Raw genomic sequence first — 22387 nt, forward strand, 5'->3', positions numbered from 1 at the left:
CTTTTGGATGGGCGCAGGCCCGCTTCCTCCTCAGGACTGAACCTGTCAGTCCTGAGGATTTTGTGATGCGGGCCAGCTCCAGCGATGCCGTTTGTGGCGCTGGTCGCGGAAGGTGCGGATGTCGTCCAGATGGGCGCGGGTCAGGTCGATGTCGTCCCAGCCATTGATCAGCTTTGTCCGCCAGACCGGAGCGAGATCAAACTGCAGGGTCGCGCCGTTGAGTGCGATCTGGCTGGTTTCGAGATCGATGGAGGCACTGGTTGTGCGGCCCGCCAGCGCCTGCATCAACGCCGGAGTTTCTGCCAGCCGGGCGGGCAAGAGCCCGTTGTTGACGGCATTGGCTGCAAAAATGTCGCCAAAACCTGTCGCAATGACGCAGCGGATCCCGGCATCGACCAACGCATAGACCGCTGCTTCGCGTGACGAGCCACAGCCAAAGTTGCGCCCCGCGAGCAATATGCTGGCCTGCGGGAAACGGTCGAGCGGAAAGTCCGGATCGCCCTCGCGCAGATCGCGCAGCAGGAATTGCCCGTATCCTTCTGCGCGCGAGGCGGACATAAACCGTGCCGGGATCAGCTGGTCCGTATCGATGTTGTCGCGCGGCAAGGCGACGGCGGTGCCGTCATGTCTGCTCCATCCCGCCATCACAGCCGCCCTTTCATCAGCGGGCGCGGATCGGTGAGTGTGCCGGTGACGGCCGCCGCGGCCACCATGGCGGGGGACATCAGATGTGTGCGTGCGCCCTTACCCTGTCGTCCCCGGAAATTGCGGTTGGTTGACGATGCACAGCGCTTGCCCGCGCCAACCAGATCGCCGTTCATGCCGACGCACATGGAACAGCCGGACGCCACCCAGTCCAGCCCTGCATCAATGAACACCCTGTCCAGCCCTTCGCGTTCGGCCTGCGCGCGGATCAGCATGGAGCCGGGCGAGACGATGCCCGGAACTCTCGCCGTGCGCCCGCGCAGAACGGCAGCGGCGATGCGCAAATCTTCGATCCGTGCATTGGTGCAGGACCCGAGGAACACCTGATCCACCGGCACCCCGTCCAGCGCCTGCCCGGCGTGCAGCCCCATGTAGTCAAGCGCTTCGGAGGCCGCGCGCGCCTTGCCCTCGGGCAGATCGGCGGGATCGGGAAGTGTTCCGGTAATGGGCAGCGCCTGTTCCGGCGTCGTGCCCCAGGTCAGGGTTGGCGCAATTTCGGCGGCGTCAATGCTGACTTCGCGGTCAAAAATGGCTGCTTCGTCGCTGTGCAGCAGCGCCCATTCCATCAGGGCCGCGTCCCAACTGGCCCCTTCGGGCGCAAAGGGGCGGCCCTTGATATAGGCATATGTCACCTCGTCCGGCGCGATCATGCCAAGCCGTGCACCCCCTTCGATCGACAGGTTGCACAGGGTCATCCGCCCCTCCATGGACAGGGCGCGCACAGCCTCGCCCGCATATTCGATGGCGTGGCCCCGAGCGCCGTCTGTGCCCAGCAACGCGATCCAGTGCAGCGCGATGTCCTTGGCGCTGATCATCGGATCAAGGCGTCCGTCAATGGTGATCCGCATCGCACGCGGCTTGGTCTGCCAGACGGTCTGTGTGGCCAGCACATGCGCAACCTCGGTCGCGCCGATGCCAAAGGCAAGCGCACCAAACGCGCCGTGAGTCGAGGTATGGCTGTCGCCGCAGTTGATCTGCAACCCCGGCAGGGTCAGACCCTGTTCCGGGCCGATGACATGCACGATGCCCTGACGCGGATCATCCAGCCCGAATAGCGTGATGCCATGTTGCTTTGCATGTGTATCCAGCCGTTCCAGCATCTTTGCAATGGCCGGGTCGGTGATCCTGTTGCGATTCCCCGTGGGTGCGTAGTGATCCGCGACGCCGAACGTCAAATCCGGTTGAGCGACTGGCAGGCCGCGGGCGGCAAGCTTGCCAAAGGCGTGGTGGGACCCTTCGTGCACCAGATGGCGATCCACCCAGAGCAGGGACTGCCCGTCCTCATTGCGGCGCACTTCATGGGCGGCCCAGAGTTTGTCCAGCAGCGTCAGACTCACGCGCTGTCGCCTTTGCCGCCAATCACCGGCTCCCAATGGCGCGCGCCGCCTTTGCCGACCCGGCTGAGCGTCATTTCCAATTGGAACCGATCAGGGCGATAAAGGGCCGACAGATATTCAACGCCGCGCCCGTTGATGTCGCGCACGATCCGTCTGAGCGACAAGAGGGCAGAGCCGACCGCAACTTCCAGCGCTTCGCCGACGTCCGGGGTGGCCAGTGCTGCGCTGACGGTCTGGTGTGCAGCCTCAACTTGTACGCCGGACCGTTCGAGCAGTCGGAAGAGCGGCGTCGCCGCAAGATCTGACTCGGAATAATTCGCGGCGATGTCTTCGGGGACATAGGTGGTCAAGTGCGAAAACGGGCTGCCATCGGCGATCCGCACCCGGACCGCGCGCTGAACCCGCTCCTGCGGCATAAGTCCCATGTCCCGGGCAACAACCTCGGGGGCTGGGCCATAGGAAAACGACAGCAGCCGGGCGGAATGCTGGCCCAGCTCGACCAGCTGAGGAATGAGCGTGGTCATGTCGGCGGCAATTGTCCCGGCCTCTTTCGCGGGCAGAACGGTGGTGCCACTGCCCGCGCGGCGGTCGATCATCCCGTCGGCTTCAAGCGCGTCCAGCGCGCGCCGTATGGTGACCCGGCTGACATCAAACTGTTGCGCCAGCCGTTGTTCACCGGGCAGCATGCCACCGGCCATATAGGCACCGTTGAGAATTTCGTCGCGCAGCAAAAGGTAGACCCGGCGGGCCTTTCCGCCTTCGGGAAGGCTGGACTTTACGTGATCGCGCATCGGCAGATTCCCCGTCATTCGCGTCTCAGGGTATCGGTTGTTTTTTGAAACGCAAGAAATTTGTATCAGAAGTGTCGTTAAAAATATGCTTTGAATAAACATTAAGATGTATTACAAAAAATACAACTTGCCGGGGAGCGACGCCATGCCGATTGTCGAACTGCATCTGCTGAAGGGCTATGAGGATGCGGACAAGACCCGTCTGGGGGAGGCGCTGACAGATGCGGTGCGTCTGGTTGTGCCCGCGACCCCCGAGGCGATCACAGTCATGATCCATGAGCGCAGCCCGGCGCAGTACATGCGGGGTCGCATCCCACGAAATCCTGCGCCCGCGCTGCCTGATCCGGCCCTGATCGTGCGTGGCTATCTGGATGCGATGGAGGCGCGTGACCTTGACGCGGCCCGCACGTTTCTGGGGCGGGGTTTTGTGATGCACTTTCCCGGGGCGCCCGCGATGCACGATCTGCAGCAACTCATCGACTGGTCCGCGCCGCGCTACCGTGAGGTGCGCAAGACCTATGAGGCGGCCGAAGCATTCCAGGGCGCGGCTGAGGCTGCGACGGTTTACATGCGCGGTACGCTGTCGGGTGTCTGGTTGGATGGCACCGCATTCCACGCAATCCGTTTCATTGACCGGTTCGAGGTCGCGGGCGGAAAAATCATCAAACAAGAGGTCTGGAACGATATGGCAGAGGTGCGCGCGTGAACGAGCATACAGAAATTGACCCGATCACGCTGGCAGTTCTTGCCGGACGGATGGAGCAGATTGCAGACGAGATGGACGCAACCCTGTTCCGCTCTGCCTTCAATCCGATCATTGCCGAGGCGCATGATGCGTCTCACGGGCTTTATCATGCTGTCACCGGCGACACGCTGGTGCAGGGGAAATCCGGTCTGCCGATCTTTGTCGGGGTCATGTCCTTTGCGGTAAAGGCGGTGATCGAAAAGGCCGCCGCAAGCGGGCAGGCCGAAGACGGTGATATCTGGATCTTCAACGACGCGCATGTGGGCGGCACGCATCTGAATGACATGCGTCTTGTGCGGCCCTATTTCCGCGATGGCGAGCTGTTCTGCTACCTTGCCTCGGTCGGGCACTGGCATGATCTGGGCGGCGGTGTTCCGGGCAACTACAACCCTGCAGCCACGGATGTCTTTCAGGAGGCGTTTGTGCTGCCACCCGTCCGTCTGGCCCGCAAGGGGGAGGTAAATCAGGACATTATCGACATTCTGATGCGCAACACCCGGCTGCCGCAATCCGCAATGGGGGATCTGAACGGGCAGCTTGGTGCGCTTGATCTGGGCGTGCGCCGCATGGATGAGCTGCTGGATGAATACGGTGTGGACACCGTCAGTGCCGGGCTTGAGGCCTTGGGACATCGCGCCGAAACGCTGATGCGGGCCGAACTAGCGGCCCTGCCCGATGGTCGCTGGGAAGCGCTGGATTACCTCGACAACGACGGAATCAAGGATGAGGCGCTGCCTATTGCGGTCGCGCTTGAAATCCGCGGTGATCGCATGGTGCTGGACTTTGCGGGAACGGCGCCACGCTGCGCTGGACCTGTGAATATCGCGCTGCCGACCGCGGTGGCCACGGCCTACGTCGCGATCAAGCACATCTTTCCCGCCCTGCCCGCAAACGCCGGCGTGATGCGCCCGATCGAGGTGAAAATCCCCGAAGGATCACTGCTTGCCGCGGAATTCCCGGCGCCGGTCGGGGGTTATACGGAAACGATTCTGCGGATGATCGACGTGATCTTTTCTGCAGCGGCGCAGGCGGCGCCGGACCGCGTTGTTGCCAATGCCTATGGGACGATCAATGCGCTGTCGATTGCCGGGCGGCGCAGCAATGGCCAACCCTGGGTCATGTTTTCTTTCTACGGCGGGGGGCATGGCGGATCGCTGGAGTCGGACGGTTTGAACCATGGTAATGCGCCGATCTCGACCGCGACGATCCCGCCGATGGAGATTCTGGAAGCGGCCTATCCGGTGATGTTCCGGCAATGGGCCCTGCGTCCCGACAGCGCCGGTGCAGGTCAGCACCGTGGCGGTCTGGGCGCGGTCTATGAGATCGAAGTGCTGGAAGAAAACGGTGCCGAAGCGTTTCTGTTCGGGGAACGCGGCCGCTTTGCCCCGCAGGGTGTCGCGGGTGGCGGGGCCGCAGCGATGAACGTGTTTTCCTATGATCAGGACGGCGCGCTGGCCTATCCGCCAATGACATCCAAGATGCGCGGCATCCCGCTGAAAGCGGGCGAAGCGGTGCGTCTGGAGACACCGGGTGGCGGGGGGTACGGGCCGGCCGCAGACCGTGATCCGGCCGCTGTGGCGCGGGATGTCGCGCTTGGCTTTCTGAGCACAGCCGAGGCAGTTCGGCTTTATGGAACCGCATGGCAGGAGCAGCAGGCATGAGCGGCAAGAAGATGATCGGCGTCGACGTCGGTGGCACCTTTACGGATGTGTTCGTTCTGGACGAAGCTGCAGGCACTGCCAGTGTTGCCAAGGTGCCTACCACGCGGCCCGACCAGTCTGGCGGCTTCTTGGATGGTATCGGCCGGCACGTCAGTGATCTGTCGGATGTGGCGGTGGTTGTGCATGGCACGACGGCCGGCACCAATGCGCTGCTGGAACGCAAGGGCGCAAAGATCGGCATCATCACCACGCAGGGTCTGCGCGATGTGCTGGAAATGCGCCGCCGTGACCGGCCCTGGACCTGGGGTTTGCGCGGTGATTTCGAACCCGTCGTGCCGCGTGATCTGCGCCTTGAGGTGCCAGAACGTACCTTGGCAGACGGCACAATCCGCGTGCCCGTTGATCTGCAGGCCGTGCGTGACGCTGCGCAGCAGCTGCTGGATCAGGGATGTCTGGCGGTTGCGGTTCTCTTTGCCCATTCCTACGCCAACCCCGAAAACGAAGCCCTTGCCGTGGCCGCGCTGCGCGAGATCTGGCCGACGCCGCATGTGTCGGCCTCTCATGAAATCCTGCCAGAGATCCGTGAATTCGAACGGTTTTCCACCACGGCGCTGAATGCCTATCTGCAACCCGAGGTGTCTGGTTACCTCGACCGGCTTGAAAGTGCGCTGAAAGGGGGCGGTTTTGAGGGCGAATTCATGATCGTGCAGTCCAATGGCGGCGTCATGGATGTTGGCACGGCCTGTCAGCTGCCGGTGCGCACAGCCCTGTCCGGCCCTGCCGCTGGTGTCATCGCGGCCGCCTATATTGCCGACACGGCGGGTTTTCCCGATGTGATCACGGGCGACATGGGCGGGACATCGTTTGATGTGTCGCTGATCTCAGGCGGGCAGTCGATCCTGTCGCCGCAGACCTCGATTGATTTCGGCATGGTGGTGCGCACCCCGATGATCGAGATCACAACAATCGGGGCCGGCGGTGGGTCCATCGCCTGGGTGGACAAGGGCGGGTTGCTCAACATCGGGCCGGAAAGTGCCGGCTCCAACCCCGGGCCTGTGGCCTATGGGCTGGGCAACACGCGCCCGACGGTCACGGATGCCAACGTGGTTCTGGGGCGCATCGACCCTGACAACCCGATTGGCGGGAAACTGACCCGGCTGGATGTCGAAGCCGCGTCAAAGGCAATCGACATTCATGTCGGCGTGCCGCTGAACCTGACAACGCTAGAGGCTGCCGAGGCCATTCTGCGCGTCGCCAACAGCCGCATGGCCGGGGCGATCCGGCTGGTCAGCATCGAACGCGGCTTTGATCCCAAACGCTTTGCCTTCATGCCCTTTGGTGGCGGCGGCGCACTGCACACAGGCGCGATGCTGGCTGATGTGGGCATTGGCCGGGCCATCGTCCCGCGGTATCCTGGTGTCACCAGCGCCATGGGCTGTGTGATTGCTGATATGCGGCAGGATTTTGTCCAGACGATCAACAGCCTTGCCGGTACTCTGGACACGACCAGCCTCTGCCGATTTATGCAAAGTCATGTGGATCAGGGGCTGGCCATGCTGACAGCGTCACGCACCACGTTCGAATCCCGCGATATCAGTTTTGAGCTGGATATGGCCTATCTGGGGCAGACCCACACGGTGTCTGTGCCGCTGACGGTCCAAGTGAACGACACGACGGTCGTCGCGCCCACGCTGGCGCAGATTGCTGCCGCCTTTGATGCCGCCTATATGGCCGCATACGGTCGCCTTCTGGACAAAGGCGTGCGCCGGGTGATGAACCTGCGCTCTGCCGTGACCGGGAAACGCCCCAAATTCGATCTCTCAACACTGGCGCCGGTGGGCGGACGGACCGGGGACGCGCTCAAAGGACATCGCGACGTGCATTTTGGCACCCAATGGTTCAGCACGGCGATCTATGATCGTCTGGCACTGCCGGTGGGCGCCGAAATCCACGGCCCGGCCATTCTTGAGCAGCCAGATACAACAGTGCTGATTGAACCGGGGCTTATGGGGCGCGTCGACAGCTATGGAAACACCATCATCATGCGGGAGGACGCATAATGGATATCTCTCAGATTGACCCGAAACGGACTGCTCTGCTGACAATTGATCTGCAAAACGACTTTTTGCATCCCGAAGGGGCCTATGGCCGCGCGGGACAGGGTGCGGAGAGCATCAAGGCGCTGCCGTCGCGGATTGCGCCGGTGCGCGATGCGTTACGGGCAAAGGGCGGTACCTATGTGTCGGCGCAGTTCACGCTGGTGCCAGGACCCGGGGGGGAACCACTGATTGCGCCGCATCTCAAAGAACTGCGTCCCTTTCTGACCAAAGGCGATTTTGCACCGGGCGGTTTTGGCCATTCCCTTGTCGGGGATCTGGCCCCGGCGGATTATACCGTCGAAAAGGTTGCCTATTCCGCGTTCTATCAGTCCCGTCTTGAATATATCCTGCGCGCTCTGGACATCGACACGCTGATCATTGGTGGGATCGTGACGAATGGCGGCGTCGCATCGACCCTGCGTGACGCCCATCTGCGCAACGTTGATACCATCCTGCTGAGCGATGGCTGCGCTGCGTTCCGCTCAGAAGTGCATGAGGCGACGCTGATCTCTCTCGGCTCGCTTGGCGCGCAAATGACCTGCGCTGATGCTGTCGATTGGCTGGAGGGGGCGGCATGAGCCTGCGCTCTAGGTTGCAAGAGAGCCGCATCCTGACCGCGCCCGGTGTCTATGATGGCCTTACCGCTGCAATCGCCACCGAGGCAGGGTTCGAGGCGCTGTATCTGAGCGGAGCTGCCGTCGCCTATACCCGGCTTGGGCGGCCCGATATCGGGCTGTCCACGGCATCTGAAATGGCCGATACGATGGCACTGATCGCGGACAGGACCGATCTGCCTGTGATCATTGACGCCGATACCGGCTTTGGCAACGCGCTGAACGCGCAGCGGACCATACGCCAGTATGAACGCGCCGGCGCCTCGGCGCTGCAGGTCGAAGATCAGACCTACCCCAAACGTTGCGGCCATCTGGCGGACAAATCGCTGATCTCTGCCGCCGAAATGGTGGGCAAGCTGTCGGCGATGGCCGATGCGCGCCATTCTGACGAGACGCTGATCATTGCCCGCACCGATGCGGTGGCTGTCGAAGGGATCGACGCCGCCTTTGACCGTGCCGAGCTTTATGTCGAGGCGGGGGCGGATGTGCTGTTCATCGAAGCGCTGCGGTCGGTCGAGGAAATGCAGGCTGCGACGCAACGCTTTGCCGGACGCATCCCGCTTCTAGCCAATATGGTCGAGGGGGGTGCGACGCCGATTTCCTCGTCAGAGGATCTGGAGAAGATGGGGTTTTCCATCGTGATCTTTCCAGGTGGAATCGTGCGCGCGCTGGCGCGGACGGCGCAGGATTATTATGCCAGCCTTCGGGCCAATGGATCGAACCGGCGCTTTGCGGACCGGATGTTCGATTTCGACGGGCTGAATGCGGTGATCGGAACGCCTGCCCTGCTTGAAACCGGCCGCAAATACGGTCCCGCAGATGGCTGACATCGCCCCAACCCCCGAGTGTTTCGATTTTGAGACCGGCACGCTGATCATTGGCGCGGGGGCTTGCGGCCTTGTCGCGGCTCTCGCCGCCCAAGAGGCGGGCGAGGAGGTGCTGGTGATCGAGGCTGATGCAGTCCCGCAAGGATCAACCGCGCTATCTGCGGGGCTGATCCCGGCTGCGGGTACCCGTCTGCAGGCTGTGGTCGGGATCACCGATGACGCGGCTTTGTTTGCCGCAGATATCCAGAAAAAGGCCAAGTCGGAAAATGACCCCGATCTGGTCGATGCACTCGCCTGCGGGTCGGCGCCCGTGATCGATTGGCTGACGGATGAGATTGGTTTGCCGTTTTCGGTGGTGACGGATTTCGACTACCCGGGTCACAGCCGCCGCAGGATGCACGGTCTGCCCACGCGGTCTGGGGCTGAACTGATCGACCGGTTGCGCGCAGCGGCCGAGGACCGGGGTATCGACATCATTTGTGAACGCCGCGCCGTCACCCTGTATCACAGTGATCGCAAGATCACCGGCGTGCGATTGGAACGTCCCGATGGTGCTGCAGAATCCATCGGCTGCGCCAAGCTGATCCTTGCCTGCAACGGCTTTGGCGGCAATCGTGCGATGGTGGCGCGGTATATGCCGGATATCGAAGACGCTGTCTGGTTCGGTCACGATGGCAACCGGGGTGAGGCAGTGCACTGGGGGCAGGCTTTGGGTGCGGCGACGCGCAATCTGGGCGCCTATCAGGGGCATGGCAATGTGGCGCATCCGCATGGCATTCTGATCACCTGGGCGGTGATCACCCAAGGCGGGTTTCAGATCAACAGCTACGGACAGCGTTTCTGGGACGAAAGCCAGGGTTATTCCGAAGCGGCCCGCGCCGTGCTGTCCCAGCCCGATGGTCGGGCCTTTGCGATCTTTGATCACCGCATTGCTGAGATCGCGCGTCAGTTCGCTGATTTCAAGCAGGCAGAGGCACAGGGCGCCATAAAATCAGCGGAGAGTGGTGAAGCGCTTGCGCGGCTGCTTGGTGTGCCAGAAGCCGCGCTGGCGCAGGAGATTGCCGCGCGGCCTGTCGGTGGAAATGATCGTTTCGAGCGAAAGTTCGACATGCAGCCGCTTGTTCCTCCCTATATGGGTGTGCAGGTGAGCGGCGCGTTGTTTCACACGCAGGGCGGTCTGGAAACAGATACAGATGGTCGTGTGCGCGGCACGGACGGGAGCCTGTTTCCCAATCTCTTTGCTGCGGGCGGTGCGGCCTGTGGTGTCTCCGGTACGGGCGACAGTGGCTATCTCTCCGGCAACGGGCTGCTTGCGGCAGTGGTTCTGGGATATAGCGCGGGCCGTGGAGGGGTTTGATCGAGAATGCGACCACCTCTCGGGGGAAACGTAAGCTGTTGAGCCCCAGCATGTTGGTCTGAATAATCATACTGCGAGTGTTGCGCTGCCACGCCATTTCCAACAACCCGATGATATCACCCATCTGCGTCACCGTGTACGGATTTGCAAGCGCTTGAAACCGATTGGAAAAAGCCGCCTTTCCGCCGTCAGAATTCAACTTCGAGTTCGAGGATTTCTTCCGGTTCGGCCAGCGCGCCCCCTGTCCATTCCTGCATCGGTGCCCAGGCGAGGATGTGGTCGATATACACCTCAAGCTGTGGGCCCATGTCCACCGCATAGGTGCGGAATCGTGTGCAGACCGGGGCGAACATGGCATCGGCGACCGAAGGTGTGTCGCCCATGAGGAAAGGCCCCTTGTAGGCATCAAGGCACTCTTGCCAGATTGTGCGGACACGGTCGACATCGGGGCGGGCGCCAGAAAACATCTTGAAACTCTTGTGGCGCGCCTTGAGGTTCATTGGCAGCGCTGAGCGCAGATTGTAAAAGCCGGAATGCATCTCGCCCGAGATCGCGCGGCAATGCGCCCGTCTTGCCACGTCCCTTGGATAGAGCCCCGCATCGGGAAAGGTCTCGTTCAGATATTCGGCTATGGCGAGCGTATCCCAGACCGCGACCGTTCCATGGGTCAGGCGCGGCACGCGCACGGATGGTGACAGCAGCAAAAGCTCTTGCCGGTAGTCGGCATCATCAGGATCAACAGGCGCTTCGGTGAAATTCAGACCGGACAACTTGCACAGTAACCAGCCGCGCAGTGACCACGAGGAATAGTTCTTCGATGAAATCGTAAGCGTTGCCTGTGCCATCTTGTCCTGTCCGTCCTTTGAACCGGCGGGGTCATTAGGATTCTTGTCGCATGATGCGTCGCGATGTGACTAGCGTTTTCCAGCAACCCGGAGGTTTAACACCCGTGCTTTATGCTGCGTATCAAGGACTTGATGATTTTTTCGCCCCTTTGAGAAGCGCCTCTGCCCTGGGGCTGGCGCTCAGCCCGCTTGGCAGCGGTCCATTCGGGGCTGTGGCGCGAAAACAGGCGGCGGCGCTGGAGATGCTGAGCCGATTCAAGCTGAGCCATACACGCCCTGCTTTTGGCATTGGCAAGGTGCAGGTGGAAAACCGCGAGGTCCGGGTGACCGAAGAGGTGGTCTGCGATCTGCCGTTCGGGCAGCTTGTTCATTTCAAACGTGACATTGATACGCCGCAGCCAAGGGTGCTGGTCTGTGCGCCGCTTTCGGGTCATTTCGCCACCTTGCTGGTGGGAACGGTTAAGACGCTGCTGCGCGACCATGATGTCTATATCACCGACTGGAAAAACGCGCGGGATGTGCCGCGAGACGCCGGCGTATTCGGCGTCGATGAATATGTGGGCTATATCATCCGTTTCCTGGAAGAAATCGGCCCCGGGGCGCATCTGCTGGCGGTGTGCCAGCCCTGTGTTCAGGCACTGGCAGCGGTTGCCGTCATGTCCGAGCAGAACAACCCCGCAACCCCGCGCAGTATGGTGCTGATGGCGGGCCCGGTGGATGTTCGCGAAAGTCCGACGGCGGTGAACGAACTGGCCGATGAAAAGCCGCTGGAGTGGTTCAAGCGCAATGTGATTGCCACTGTGCCGGGGCGCTATCCGGGGGGCGGGCGTCGGGTTTATCCGGGCTTCCTGCAGCTCACGGCTTTCCTGATGATGAACATGGATCGTCACAAGACGCAGCACAGCAAGATGTACGCACATCTGGCGGCCGGCGAAGAGAGCGAAGCCGCAAAGATCAAGGATTTCTATGACGAGTATTTCGCGGTGCTCGACATGACCGAGGAATTCTACATCGAAACCATCGACAGGGTATTCCAGCGTGCTGAACTGGCCACCGGCGATTTCCATTTTCACGGGGAAAAGGTGCGCCCTGAAGCAATACGCAAGACAGCGCTTCTGACCGTCGAGGGTGGGCGGGACGACATATGCGGTTTGGGGCAGACCGCTGCGGCCCATGATCTGTGCACATCACTGCGTCCCCACCTGAAGCGGCATCATCTGCAAGCCAATGTTGGGCACTACGGCGTTTTCAACGGACGCAGGTGGGAAAATGAGATCTATCCTGTGGTGCGCAACATGATCCTTGCCATGGAATAGAGATTGCGAAATGCGGGCATCAATCGACCCCACCGAATGGCATAGGTCCCTCCTGAATTGATCCAAGACCACTGCTCCTGAGCTATATCTGGTTTTTTGAGCGGCCAAAGGGTTTGTCGCCGCGCAGCCTTAAGGATTTTGCGGCAACCTTGCATCGGATAATCACGGCCTTCCCGTTTGGTCGAGCGCGAAATCCGATGCTGTTTGTACCGGGTAAAACCGGAAACGCTTCAGTTCTTTACCATCACATGCCGGACGGTGGTGTAATCCTCAAGGGAATAGATCGACATATCCTTGCCATAACCCGACCGTTTCAACCCGCCATGTGGCATCTCGTTGGTCAGCATGAAATGTGTGTTCACCCAGGTGCAACCATAGCGCAGGCGCGATGCGATCTGCATCCCGCGCCCGATATCCTTTGTCCATACCGAGGAGGCAAGGCCATAGCCGCTGTCATTGGCCCAGCCAACCGCCTGTTCCAAATCGTTGAAGCGGGTCACCGACACGACGGGACCGAACACCTCTCGTTGCACGATCTCATCGCTCTGCTCGGCGTTCGCGACCACCGTTGGTTTGTAATAGAATCCGGTGCCATGGACCGCTCCGCCCGTGGCAATCTCGATATGGCCGCACTCGCGTGCGCGTTCCACAAAGCCTGACACGCGGTCCAGCTGACGGCCTGAAATCAGTGGTCCCATCTCGTTTTCGGTGTCATCGGCCAGATCGTACTTGATCGCGTCCACTGCGCCCGACAGATCCGCGACAAGGTTTTCATAGACGGAATCGCTGGCATAGACGCGACAGGCGGCGGTGCAATCCTGACCTGAATTGTAAAATCCGAAGGCTGCCAGCCCTTCGACCACCTCTGCGATATCGGCATCGTCCAGCACGATCACCGGCGCCTTGCCGCCCAGCTCAAGATGGGTGCGCTTGATGCTGCTGGCCGCCGCCTGGATCATCTTGGATCCGGTTCCGATGTCGCCGGTCAGCGAGATCATGTCGATCCCGGCATGGTTCACCAGATGGCTGCCCACGGTCTGACCGCGACCGGTCACTATATTGACCACGCCGCTCGGCAGGACGTCGGCAAGGATCTTTGCCATCTTGAGGGCGCTCAACGGCGTCATCTCGGACGGTTTGAAGACAATGGTGTTGCCGCCCGCAAGCGCCGGGGCCAGTTTCCAGGCCATCATCATCAGCGGGTAGTTCCAAGGCGCAATCGACGCCACGACCCCGACCGGATCGCGCCGCACCATCGAAGTATAGCCTTCGAGGTATTCGCCCGCCAGCATCCCCGTCATGGTCCGCACAGCCCCGGCAAAGAATCTGTAAGTGTCCACGATGGCAGGCATTTCGTCGTTCAGCGCGCAATTGATCGGCTTGCCGCAGTTCAGCGCCTCAAGCTTTGCAAAGTCCTCCGCCTCGGCTTCGATCCGATCAGCGATTCTGAGCAGATAGCCCGACCGCTGAGCCGGGGTTGTGCGTGACCATGTGGCAAAGGCGGCCTGTGCTGCGGCGACAGCTGCATCAACCTGTTGCGGCGATGCCTCGGGCTGGTCCTGGATCACCAGGCCGGTGCGGGGATTGAGCACTGTGTCGCCGGGGGCCGCGCCGGATTCTAACCGGTCGCCAATCAAGAGGTGTGTATCCATGTTGATGACTTTCCTGTGGATGGTTTCAGCGGGGGTGCCATCACCCCCGCCGGAAAGAGTGGCTACCAGCCGCCCTCGGCACGCCGGTCGTATTTTTCGCCGCTGAGGTTGAAGACCAGCAGCTTGCGTTCGGTGAAGGTTTCCAGAAACCATTGTGACAACTCGCGGCCCACACCGGACTGACCCGCACCGCCAAAAGGTGCCAGCTGGTCCCAGTAGTTCGAGGTTTCGTTGATGTTCACCGTGCCATGCGGCAGCGCCTCGCCGACTCGCCAGGCGGTGGCAAGGTCCTGTGTCCAGAGCGAAGCGATGAGGCCCAGGCCGGACTGATGCGCGATCTTAATTGCTTCCTGCGCTGACGAGATCTTGATGATCGGCGCGACGGGGCCAAAGGTTTCCTCCTGAGCGATCAGCATGTCGGTGGTAACACCGGTCAGAATGGTGGCGGGGAAATACAGCCCCTCTTCGCGGCCGAATTGTTCGATCTGTGCTCCCTTGGCTATCGCATCCTCCACATGTGCCTTGACCCGGCTGAGCGTGGCCGCATTGCAGAGCGGTCCCATTTCGGTCTCTTCATCCGCCGGATTGCCGATCTTCAGCAATGCCGCCTTGGCACGAAACTTTTCCAGGAATTCGTCATACACCGCCTCATGTACCAACAGGCGCTCGGCCGAGGTGCAGACCTGCCCCGCGTAGTAGAAACAGCCGTTCATCGCACCATCGACCGCAGCGTCTATATTGGCATCCGCAAGGATGATGAAGGGCCCGTCGCCACCCAATTCCAGCAGATGCGGGCGCAGCGCGCATTTCTCGGCAATGCCTCGGCCCGTCGCGGTGGATCCGGTAAAGAACACGCCGTCCACGCCTTTACTTTCGACCAGCGCCGCGCCGACATCGCCATGGCCCTGCACCACGTTTATCACACCGTCGGGCAGGCCAGCATCCTTGAATACATCGGCCAGCATGGCGCAGCAGACGGCGGCATATTCTGATGGCTTCCAAATCACCGTGTTGCCCGCTGCCACGATATGCGCGAGCGCGATCGAGGAGATGTCGGTCGGAAAATTATAGGGCGTGATCGCGGCCACCACGCCAAGGGGGCGGTGGTTCATCACCAGCCGCTTATTTGTGGTGCGTTCCTGCGTCGATGGAAAGGAGAGCCCGCGGTGGCGCAGTATCTCTTCTGCTGATTTTGACCAGGACGGCACCGAGTATTCGAACACCTCTTCGCGGGCATCGGTGATCGGCTTGCCTATCTCTGCGCTCAGCATCTGCGCGATGGGTTCGGCCCGTTCCAGAAACAGAGCGTGGATGCGCCGCATGATCTGCGCGCGTTCGATCACCGACAAGGCGGCCCAGGCCGGCTGTGCGGCACGGGCCGCGGCAACGGCGCGGGCGGCGTCAGCTGCGCTGCATCTGCCGACCTCGTGCAGGATCGATCCGTCATGGGGTGTCTGCACCGCAAATGTGCCGGCGGACCCGTCCACCCATTCGCCGCCGATAAGTGCGGCTTTTGTCACGTCGGTTTTGATCTTTGGATATGCGTTCATAGCAGCCTCCCGTCGTATTTCATTGATTTCATTTTATCTTTGTGTCGCGCTGCAAACGGACCGAGATAAAGATCAGCACGATGGACATCAGCACGATCAGGCTTCCGATGGCGTTGATTTCGGGTGTGAGGCCCCGGCGCATGGTCGACCAGATGAACATTGGCAAAGTGTTGTCGCGGCCAGTCAGGAAAAAAGTCACCGGGATTTCATCAAATGACAGCGTGAAGGCCAGCATGGCCGCGCCGATCACCGCCGTCCTGATATTGGGCAGGGTGATCAGGAAAAATGTCTGCAATCCTGACGCGCCCAGATCCGCCGATGCCTCCTGCAGGCTGGCGGGCAGGCGTTGCAAGCGGGCATAGACCTGCGTCACCACCACGGCGAGCAAGGCCGTGGCATGACCGATGATCACCGTCTCCAGACTAAGACGAAAGCCAAGCTGGCGGAACAGGATCAGCATGGAAATTCCGGTGATGATCCCCGGCAGGGCGATGGGCAGCAGGATCAGCTTGCGAAACAACCCCTTGCCGGGAAAGTCGATCCGGTCAAGCGCGATGGCCGCGGGAATGCCGATCATCAGAGTGAGGGTCGTAGCACAGACAGCGACATAGAGGCTGTTGTAGAACGCCTTGATCAGCGCGCTATTGTCCGCCAACTTCTGATACCACTGCATCGTAAATCCGGTCATCGGCCAGGTGAGCGAGCGGGACTCATTGAAGCTGTAGGCGACCAGCACCGCAATGGGCAGATAAAGGAAAAGCAGGATCAGCGTGATGCCGACAACCCATGCCGCGCGCTCGTACTGCGGTCGGCTCATGCGAATTTCCCCTGTCCAAGACGCTCAAATCTCTCAGAGACAGTGATGATGGACAGCACGATCATCAGCATGATCAGCGCAAGCGCGGCACCGAGCGGCCAGTTGAGTGATGCACCGAACTGCGAGGCGATGACGTTGGCAATCATCTGACCGTCCGGTCCGCCCACAAGGAAAGGCGCGATAAAATCCCCAAAGGTCAGGCAGAAGGTCATGGTGAACCCTGCAACGATGCCGGGAATTGAAAGCGGCAGCGTCACGTTCAGGAAGGTTTGCACGCGCCCGATTCCCAGATCCGACGATGCTTCTTTCAGGCTGCGCGGGATCTTTTCCAGCACGGCGTAGATCGGCATCACCATGAAAGGGATGAACACATAGATCAGCGTCACGATCATCGCTGTCTGATTGTAAAGGAAAACCGACGACGGTTCGGACGTGATGCCAGTGGACATCAGGAAGGAATTGAGAATCCCCGTCGTCCCCAGAATCGTCTTCCAAGTGTAGGCGCGTAGCAGATAGGACACCCAGAGCGGAGCGACCACGGCCATGTACAGCGCCAGCCGCAGGCTGGGAGTGCGTACCCGGAAGACAAGGAAATAGGCGTAGGGATAGGCGATGAGTGCCGCCCCGAGCGAGACAAAGAAAGCGATCTTGAGGGTGCGCAGGATGACCCGGAAATACTGTGGATCGGTGAAGATCAGCACGTAGTTTCCGAGCTGGAAATCAGGCACGAAGGTTGGGTAATTCTGGCTCCAGAAGCTATAGACCAGCAGGATCGCATAAGGCACGAACATGAAAAGGAAGGTCCACAGCAACGGCGGCGAGAGGACCAGCGCGCGTTTCAGGCGCAGTGCCCGCCTCATGCCGCGACCTCATCCGCCAGAATCATGATCTTGTCCGAATCAACCTGCAGGCTGACCGCCTGTCCGATCTGCGGCAGGGCCGCGGTCCCCGACATCGGCAGATCAACCATGACCTGCCCTGCGCCAAGGTCGATCATCAGCCGAACACTTTGACCGTGATACAGGCTGTCGGCCACCTTGCCGCGCAGCGTATCAGGTCCCCCAACGTCTTCCCCGAACTGCACCAGCGCCTTTTCGGGGCGAAAGCCGAACAGCGCCTGCTGGCCCGGGCGCACGCCTGCGGGCGCGCTGAGGGATTGGCCAAAGCAATGCACCACCGGCCCCGTGACACCCGCCAAAACGCTCGAACGGAACTGGTTCGTCGAGCCGATGAAACCGGCGACATAGCCTGTTGCGGGGCGTTCATACAGGTCGACCGGGCTGCCCATTTGCACGATCTTTCCCCCCCGCATCACCACGATACGGTCGGACATGGTCAGCGCCTCGGTCTGATCATGGGTGACAAGGATAAATGTCAGCCCCATTTTTGTGTGCAGCGCCTTCAGTTCCATCTGCATCTGTTCGCGCAGATTGGCATCCAGCGCCGAAAGAGGTTCGTCCAGCAGCAGCACCTTGGGGCGGCGCACGATGGCCCGGGCGAGTGCGACGCGCTGCCGTTGACCACCAGACAGGGTATGCGGCGCGGCATCGAACCGGTCCTCAAGCCCGACCAGCGCCAAAGCCTCCAGAGCTTTTTCGCGAACCTTGAGGCGCGGCAGACCGGCGACGCGCAGGCCATAGCCAACGTTCTTGCCCACCGACAGATGCGGGAAGAGGGCATAGTCCTGAAACACCATGTTCACCGCGCGTTTGTTGGGCGGCACATGGGTCACATCCTGCCCGTCCAGAACGATGCGCCCCTTTGTGGGCTCTTCGAACCCGCCGATCATCCGCAGCAGCGTTGACTTGCCACAGCCCGACGGCCCCAGCAGGGTCACAAATTCGCCCTGCCTGACGTTCAGCGATATGTCATCCACTCCGGTCACGTGACCGAAGGTCTTTGTCAGGTTTTCGATCTCGATAATATTGCGCATTTCCACGACTCCGCCGTCAGAGGAGGGGCCGCAGCGTGACCTGCGGACCCTTTTGCACGAAAAGAAGGACTTACTGAGACTTCACTGCGTTCCAGGCATTGGTGTACACAGGCAGACGCGCGCCCAGGTTTTCCCAAAGTAGCAGGCTGTTCAGATAGTCGGGATCGTCCTGATGCAGAGCGGAAAATTCCTCGTCCGTCATGAACTCTTTTGCAGCGACCGGATTAGTAGAGGAATAGCCGTTTACCTTGAAAACGCCTTCCTGCCCCTTGGCGCTGATTGCCATGTTCAGGAACTGATAGGCACATTCCTCGTTCGGGGTGCCCGCGACGATCATGTTGCTGTCCATCCAGCCCTCGGCGCCTTCATCTGGAATGAACTCGACCACTTCGATGCCGTCAGCCGCCAGCAGGCCGGACTGATAGCCGCCCCATGTGTTCGAGATCCAGACTTCATCAGATTTATACAGATCTACAAGTTCGCCTGCCGTGGCCCAGTATTTGCGCACCAGCGGGCGCTGCTCGATCAGCTTTTCCTCTGCGGCGGCAAGTTCGTCGTCAGAGAGGCTGTAGATGTTCATGTCACCATTCAGACGCGCAGCCACATAGAGCGCGCTCTTGTCATCCCACAGAGAAATCCTCCCCTTCAGCGCAGGGTCCCACAGCGCGTTGATTGAAGTTGGCGGCGTGTCGAATTTGTCCTTGCGATACATGAAGGGCACAGCACCCCAAGCGTAGGGAATGCCGTAAACCTCGCCATCCTTGAGAATGCCATCGGCGGTGCGGAACTGTTCATAGATGTCGTTAAATGCAGGCACACGCGAGATGTCGATGGGATCAACGAACCCTGCCTCGATCAGGGAATAGGTGGTGTCGATCGACGGCGTCACGATGTCGAATACCCCTCCGCCTGCCGCCAGTTTGGGAGCGAAATCGTCGTTTGATCCAACGTAAGTGGCCGACACTTCGCAGCCCGTGGCGGCGGTGAAAGGGGCGATCACGCTGGGGTCAGCATACCCTTCCCAAGTCAGGATATTCAGCTCACCGGCAAGGGCGCTTGAGGCGAGGGAGGTCGCGCACAGGGCCGTGAGGCTGGTGCGCGCCAGCAAGGTCAGTCTGTTTGTCATTGTTTTGTTTCTCCGCTGTTGGGTGTTCTGTTGGTGTCATCTATATTGGCGGCCACTGGATCGGCCGTCTTCCGCACGATGGTTCCGATATCCACGCCAAGCGCCTGCGCTGCCTTGCGTTTGCTGCCGTGGATGCGGATCGCGCGGTCAATCAGTGTTCGCTCGTAGCGGCGGACTTCTGATTTGAGGTCGTAGGTTGCTGAGACGGGTCCCGTGTCAGCCCCGGCGCGTTCTACGTCCGGGATGTCGATGGGGGACAACAGATCCTCCATCAATTCTGCCATGTCGTCAGCTTCCTCCAGAAAGATCGCAAGCTTTTGCACGATGTTCAGAAGTTCGCGGATATTGCCCGGATAGCTGTAATCGCCCAGAATCTCACGCATCCCTAGCGAGATCAGTACAGGTGTCTTGCGGCGCTGGTTGATGGTCTGCAAAAAACGGCTGATCAGGTAATCGGTCAGCGTCGGCATGTCGCGCAGCGGCGGTACGCGCAAAGGCACCACTGCCAGGCGGTAATAGAGATCGGCGCGAAAGGCGCGTTCGCGGATCATCTGGCGCAGATCGCGGTTGGTCGCAGCGATCACCCGCACATCCATCACACGCTGCGCCCCACCCGTCGGGCGGGTGACCAGCCCATCTTCGAGAAAGCGCAGAAGCAGCGCCTGCGCGCTCAGCGGAATCTCTGCCACCTCGTCCAGAAACAGCGTTCCGCCTTCGGATTGTTCGATCAGCCCGGGCATGCCGTCACCGCCGAACATGGCCTTTGCAAACAGCGCGTCAGAAGATGAGGCGCAGTTTGCCACGACAAAAGGCGCGTCGGCATCCGCCACTGTGCCGTGCAGAAATTTGGCGATCTCGGTCTTGCCAACCCCGGATTCACCGGTGATCAAAATGCGCGCGCCCTGCTGCATCGCGCGCTCGCCGCGCGATAGAACCTTGTGCAATTCGGGTGCAAGGCGCCGCTGGGTGACAAAGTCGGGTCTGGTCCGCTTTTCCGCCATGACGGGGCTGCGCGCCGGACTTTGCCCGCCCGCACGGTCCCGGCGGTAGTCAAGCGCGCTCAGATCGCGCAGCACGATCATGCGCACCGGCGCGGTTTCGCTCTGGCCCGGCATCTGCCGCAACACGGCAAGAATTTCGCGCCCATCGTCACGCTGCAACAGACAGTCAGCGCTGCGTTGATCGGCCACTGCGGCCAAGAGCGCCTCCCAGCCGCTCACTCCGGGGATAAGATCCGGCAGCTGCACCGCCTTTGACGGATCGAATCTCTGGCCAAGCTGGCGCTCTGCCTCCGACGTCATCTGCGTTATCTGTCCATCCGGAGACAGCAGCAGTAGGCCGTCGTCGAAGAGTTCCAGGCGCGCTGCGGCGTCCCGCCGGGCCTTTACCGAAAAAAGCGGATGTTCGGGCCAGATGCTGTGCTTCATGACGCGCCTGCTTTGATCGGGTCCGGGAGGATCATGACAATGCAGCCGGTGCCACCAGGTGTCTCGCGCGGGGCAAACTGCCATAGGCTCGACACTTCTGCGTTGTAAAGCCGTTCGGTGATCGGGATGGCCAAAGCCCGCACCTTGCGCATGGCCCGCAGCACATCGGCCTGCAGTGCATCGTTTTGAAGCACTGACTCGAGCGACTGCCCGACAAATGCCTCTGCGTTACCGCGCAGCCAGGCTGCTCCGGCGTCATTTACTGTCTCAATCACGCCGACAGCATCGACGGCGATAAAGGGGGTCGGAATGGCTGAAATCATGCACGTGAGGGCTACCAGCTGCATTTCTAACGCCAGCTCGCGACGCCGGTGTTTGGCAACATTGCGCACCGTTCCAAACATCCGGTAAAGCGTTCCTTCGGCGATATGCGCGCGGACGTCATTTTCGACATAGATCTCGACCCCGTCATAACCCCGGTCCAGCGCCGGGGCCGCATCGACCTCGAATCCATTGGCAATAAGGGTGCGCACGAAATCCCGATTGCTGGCGTTTTCTGGAAAGATCTCGTTCACGGGACGATCATTCATGCTCTGCCCTGCAGGCAGATGATACAACCGCTCCATTGCGGGATTGCAGAGCCGCCAGACCGGATCGTTGTCAAATATCTGGCGCATCACCGCTTCATCGGACGCCGTAAGATCGACTGGCGTCCTGAACTCCATGCACCAACAGGCATCGTTTGACGCGCCCAGCATCCCGTGCAGAACGTCGACATCCGAAAACCTGCGGGCATCGCCATCGCTTGGTTGAAGGTTTGAAAGAGGGGGCAATGTTTCAGTCATGATCGAATGCTGATATTCCGCATCGCATGATGCAATAATTAACTATGCTGCACGCATAGTACACGTTTATTGAGGGTATGCGGCGCCCAAGCAATGTGCATTTGCATCACGCTGTGACGGAAATGATTGAAGTTCGGAAGCGGTGCAGTCGACGAACGGACTCAAGAGGTGATCCCACGTCAACCATCCACGCGTCAAACCCACCGGGTCGCCCCTTTGGGTCTTCATTAGGTGTGAGTGATTTTCTAGACCGAAAGCAGCTGCACGATGCTGGGTTGGCCAGGCATTGGGCCAGGCTTACAATATTAAGTACCAGCAGCTTGATTGGCCCGATGGCAGCAGCGCATCCATACGCGGCTGGCGTGTCACGGGTTTTGGAGACGAGCCGAAAGATTTGCGCGCCGCCTCTCTGAAAAGCGCGGACGCGCTCAGAGCCGATTGTTTCCAAGTCGGACCGCGACACAACCAAAGTGAGAGTGAAGTTAAGCACAGCCCGGTGAGCAGAAATGTCTGTGCGGCAGGGACTGAACGTGCACGTTATGTCGATTCTAACCTCAGGGAATGACCCGGCCAAACGGGAGAGATGAAAGACCTTAAGATCGCGTCTACCTGTCTCAAGACGCTTGTGGGAGGTAGATGAGGGAGAAGGCGCGTTTGACGTTGTTTGTGACCTAGCTCCGGGGGGGCGAGAGACGTTGAGGCGAAGCGGAAGTTCGCTTTCATTGATGCGCGTATCGGGT

General features: G+C 60.6%; 19 protein-coding genes. 7 read left to right on the plus strand and 12 right to left on the minus strand.

The features are described 5' to 3' along the window. Positions 1–45: 45 nt before the first annotated feature. Genes leuD through P775_RS01115 form a run of 3 tightly spaced genes read right to left on the minus strand, consistent with a single transcriptional unit; the run spans position 46 to position 2851 of the window. Positions 46–645: a 3-isopropylmalate dehydratase small subunit gene (leuD, locus tag P775_RS01105; protein WP_099909231.1), complete on the minus strand. Its 600-nt coding sequence runs from the start codon at positions 643–645 to the stop codon at positions 46–48. After that, the gene (gene leuC, locus P775_RS01110; protein WP_099909232.1) at positions 645–2042 is read right to left on the minus strand and encodes a 3-isopropylmalate dehydratase large subunit; all 1398 of its coding nucleotides are present in this window, start codon (positions 2040–2042) and stop codon (positions 645–647) included. Before leuC ends, leuD begins: the two co-directional genes overlap by 1 nt. Beyond that, positions 2039–2851 carry a GntR family transcriptional regulator gene (locus P775_RS01115; RefSeq protein WP_245875515.1) on the minus strand — a complete coding sequence of 271 codons (813 nt, stop codon included), beginning with the start codon at positions 2849–2851 and terminating at the stop codon, positions 2039–2041. Before P775_RS01115 ends, leuC begins: the two co-directional genes overlap by 4 nt. Before the next feature lie 127 nt (positions 2852–2978). On the opposite strand from P775_RS01115, the gene P775_RS01120 reads away from it, so the two are divergent. Genes P775_RS01120 through P775_RS01145 form a run of 6 tightly spaced genes read left to right on the plus strand, consistent with a single transcriptional unit; the run spans position 2979 to position 10136 of the window. Then, the gene (locus P775_RS01120; protein WP_099909262.1) at positions 2979–3539 is read left to right on the plus strand and encodes a nuclear transport factor 2 family protein; all 561 of its coding nucleotides are present in this window, start codon (positions 2979–2981) and stop codon (positions 3537–3539) included. A gap of 50 nt (positions 3540–3589) precedes the next feature. Continuing rightward, positions 3590–5239, plus strand: a complete 1650-nt coding sequence (locus P775_RS01125; protein ID WP_099909263.1) for a hydantoinase B/oxoprolinase family protein — start codon at positions 3590–3592, stop codon at positions 5237–5239. Continuing rightward, positions 5236–7299 carry a hydantoinase/oxoprolinase family protein gene (locus tag P775_RS01130; protein ID WP_099909233.1) on the plus strand — a complete coding sequence of 688 codons (2064 nt, stop codon included), beginning with the start codon at positions 5236–5238 and terminating at the stop codon, positions 7297–7299. Before P775_RS01125 ends, P775_RS01130 begins: the two co-directional genes overlap by 4 nt. After that, entirely contained in the window at positions 7299–7916 is a 618-nt protein-coding gene (locus tag P775_RS01135; RefSeq protein ID WP_180287271.1) for a cysteine hydrolase family protein, read from the plus strand. Before P775_RS01130 ends, P775_RS01135 begins: the two co-directional genes overlap by 1 nt. Beyond that, positions 7913–8779, plus strand: a complete 867-nt coding sequence (locus P775_RS01140) for an isocitrate lyase/PEP mutase family protein (protein WP_099909234.1) — start codon at positions 7913–7915, stop codon at positions 8777–8779. The genes P775_RS01135 and P775_RS01140 overlap by 4 nt, the downstream gene beginning before the upstream one ends. Then, entirely contained in the window at positions 8772–10136 is a 1365-nt protein-coding gene (locus tag P775_RS01145; RefSeq protein ID WP_099909235.1) for an FAD-dependent oxidoreductase, read from the plus strand. The genes P775_RS01140 and P775_RS01145 overlap by 8 nt, the downstream gene beginning before the upstream one ends. Before the next feature lie 188 nt (positions 10137–10324). On the opposite strand, the gene P775_RS01150 is transcribed toward P775_RS01145, so the two are convergent. Then, the gene (locus tag P775_RS01150) at positions 10325–10981 is read right to left on the minus strand and encodes a glutathione S-transferase family protein (protein WP_099909236.1); all 657 of its coding nucleotides are present in this window, start codon (positions 10979–10981) and stop codon (positions 10325–10327) included. Between the two features lie 104 nt (positions 10982–11085). On the opposite strand from P775_RS01150, the gene P775_RS01155 reads away from it, so the two are divergent. Beyond that, complete coding sequence (locus P775_RS01155; RefSeq protein ID WP_180287272.1) at positions 11086–12297, plus strand: polyhydroxyalkanoate depolymerase; 1212 nt, start codon at positions 11086–11088, stop codon at positions 12295–12297. A gap of 230 nt (positions 12298–12527) precedes the next feature. Here the strand turns inward: P775_RS01155 and P775_RS01160 are convergent, their stop codons facing one another. The 8 genes from P775_RS01160 to P775_RS01195 all read right to left on the minus strand — a co-directional run bounded on the left by P775_RS01160 (position 12528) and on the right by P775_RS01195 (position 21647). Beyond that, positions 12528–13949 carry a gamma-aminobutyraldehyde dehydrogenase gene (locus P775_RS01160; protein WP_099909237.1) on the minus strand — a complete coding sequence of 474 codons (1422 nt, stop codon included), beginning with the start codon at positions 13947–13949 and terminating at the stop codon, positions 12528–12530. Between the two features lie 62 nt (positions 13950–14011). After that, positions 14012–15499, minus strand: a complete 1488-nt coding sequence (locus tag P775_RS01165; protein ID WP_099909238.1) for an aldehyde dehydrogenase family protein — start codon at positions 15497–15499, stop codon at positions 14012–14014. A 28-nt stretch (positions 15500–15527) separates the two neighbouring features. Further along, positions 15528–16316, minus strand: coding sequence for an ABC transporter permease (locus P775_RS01170; protein WP_099909239.1), 789 nt, complete (start codon positions 16314–16316; stop codon positions 15528–15530). Further along, positions 16313–17176: an ABC transporter permease gene (locus P775_RS01175; RefSeq protein ID WP_099909240.1), complete on the minus strand. Its 864-nt coding sequence runs from the start codon at positions 17174–17176 to the stop codon at positions 16313–16315. Before P775_RS01175 ends, P775_RS01170 begins: the two co-directional genes overlap by 4 nt. Continuing rightward, on the minus strand, positions 17173–18249 hold the full coding sequence (locus P775_RS01180) for an ABC transporter ATP-binding protein (RefSeq protein WP_099909241.1): 1077 nt from the start codon (positions 18247–18249) through the stop codon (positions 17173–17175). Before P775_RS01180 ends, P775_RS01175 begins: the two co-directional genes overlap by 4 nt. A 70-nt stretch (positions 18250–18319) precedes the next feature. Continuing rightward, entirely contained in the window at positions 18320–19375 is a 1056-nt protein-coding gene (locus P775_RS01185; protein ID WP_099909242.1) for an ABC transporter substrate-binding protein, read from the minus strand. Beyond that, positions 19372–20802, minus strand: coding sequence for a sigma 54-interacting transcriptional regulator (locus P775_RS01190; protein ID WP_180287273.1), 1431 nt, complete (start codon positions 20800–20802; stop codon positions 19372–19374). Before P775_RS01190 ends, P775_RS01185 begins: the two co-directional genes overlap by 4 nt. Further along, on the minus strand, positions 20799–21647 hold the full coding sequence (locus P775_RS01195; RefSeq protein WP_099909244.1) for a PAS domain-containing protein: 849 nt from the start codon (positions 21645–21647) through the stop codon (positions 20799–20801). The genes P775_RS01190 and P775_RS01195 overlap by 4 nt, the downstream gene beginning before the upstream one ends. Positions 21648–22387 lie beyond the last annotated feature (740 nt).

The sequence above is a fragment of the Puniceibacterium antarcticum genome (assembly GCF_002760615.1).
Classification (GTDB): Bacteria; Pseudomonadota; Alphaproteobacteria; order Rhodobacterales; family Rhodobacteraceae; genus Puniceibacterium; species Puniceibacterium antarcticum.

Bases quoted from the DNA above. Each gene is read 5' to 3' on its own strand.
- P775_RS01130 (WP_099909233.1), top strand. From the start codon at position 5,236: ATGAGCGGCAAGAAGATGATCGGCGTCGACGTCGGTGGCACCTTTACG.
- P775_RS01135 (WP_180287271.1), top strand. From the start codon at position 7,299: ATGGATATCTCTCAGATTGACCCGAAACGGACTGCTCTGCTGACAATT.
- P775_RS01140 (WP_099909234.1), top strand. From the start codon at position 7,913: ATGAGCCTGCGCTCTAGGTTGCAAGAGAGCCGCATCCTGACCGCGCCC.
- P775_RS01195 (WP_099909244.1), bottom strand. From the start codon at position 21,647: ATGACTGAAACATTGCCCCCTCTTTCAAACCTTCAACCAAGCGATGGC.
- P775_RS01170 (WP_099909239.1), bottom strand. From the start codon at position 16,316: ATGAGCCGACCGCAGTACGAGCGCGCGGCATGGGTTGTCGGCATCACG.
- P775_RS01175 (WP_099909240.1), bottom strand. From the start codon at position 17,176: ATGAGGCGGGCACTGCGCCTGAAACGCGCGCTGGTCCTCTCGCCGCCG.
- P775_RS01145 (WP_099909235.1), top strand. From the start codon at position 8,772: ATGGCTGACATCGCCCCAACCCCCGAGTGTTTCGATTTTGAGACCGGC.
- P775_RS01185 (WP_099909242.1), bottom strand. From the start codon at position 19,375: ATGACAAACAGACTGACCTTGCTGGCGCGCACCAGCCTCACGGCCCTG.
- P775_RS01120 (WP_099909262.1), top strand. From the start codon at position 2,979: ATGCCGATTGTCGAACTGCATCTGCTGAAGGGCTATGAGGATGCGGAC.
- leuD (WP_099909231.1), bottom strand. From the start codon at position 645: ATGGCGGGATGGAGCAGACATGACGGCACCGCCGTCGCCTTGCCGCGC.
- P775_RS01180 (WP_099909241.1), bottom strand. From the start codon at position 18,249: ATGCGCAATATTATCGAGATCGAAAACCTGACAAAGACCTTCGGTCAC.
- P775_RS01125 (WP_099909263.1), top strand. From the start codon at position 3,590: ATGGAGCAGATTGCAGACGAGATGGACGCAACCCTGTTCCGCTCTGCC.
- P775_RS01150 (WP_099909236.1), bottom strand. From the start codon at position 10,981: ATGGCACAGGCAACGCTTACGATTTCATCGAAGAACTATTCCTCGTGG.
- P775_RS01165 (WP_099909238.1), bottom strand. From the start codon at position 15,499: ATGAACGCATATCCAAAGATCAAAACCGACGTGACAAAAGCCGCACTT.
- P775_RS01160 (WP_099909237.1), bottom strand. From the start codon at position 13,949: ATGGATACACACCTCTTGATTGGCGACCGGTTAGAATCCGGCGCGGCC.
- P775_RS01115 (WP_245875515.1), bottom strand. From the start codon at position 2,851: ATGACGGGGAATCTGCCGATGCGCGATCACGTAAAGTCCAGCCTTCCC.
- P775_RS01190 (WP_180287273.1), bottom strand. From the start codon at position 20,802: ATGAAGCACAGCATCTGGCCCGAACATCCGCTTTTTTCGGTAAAGGCC.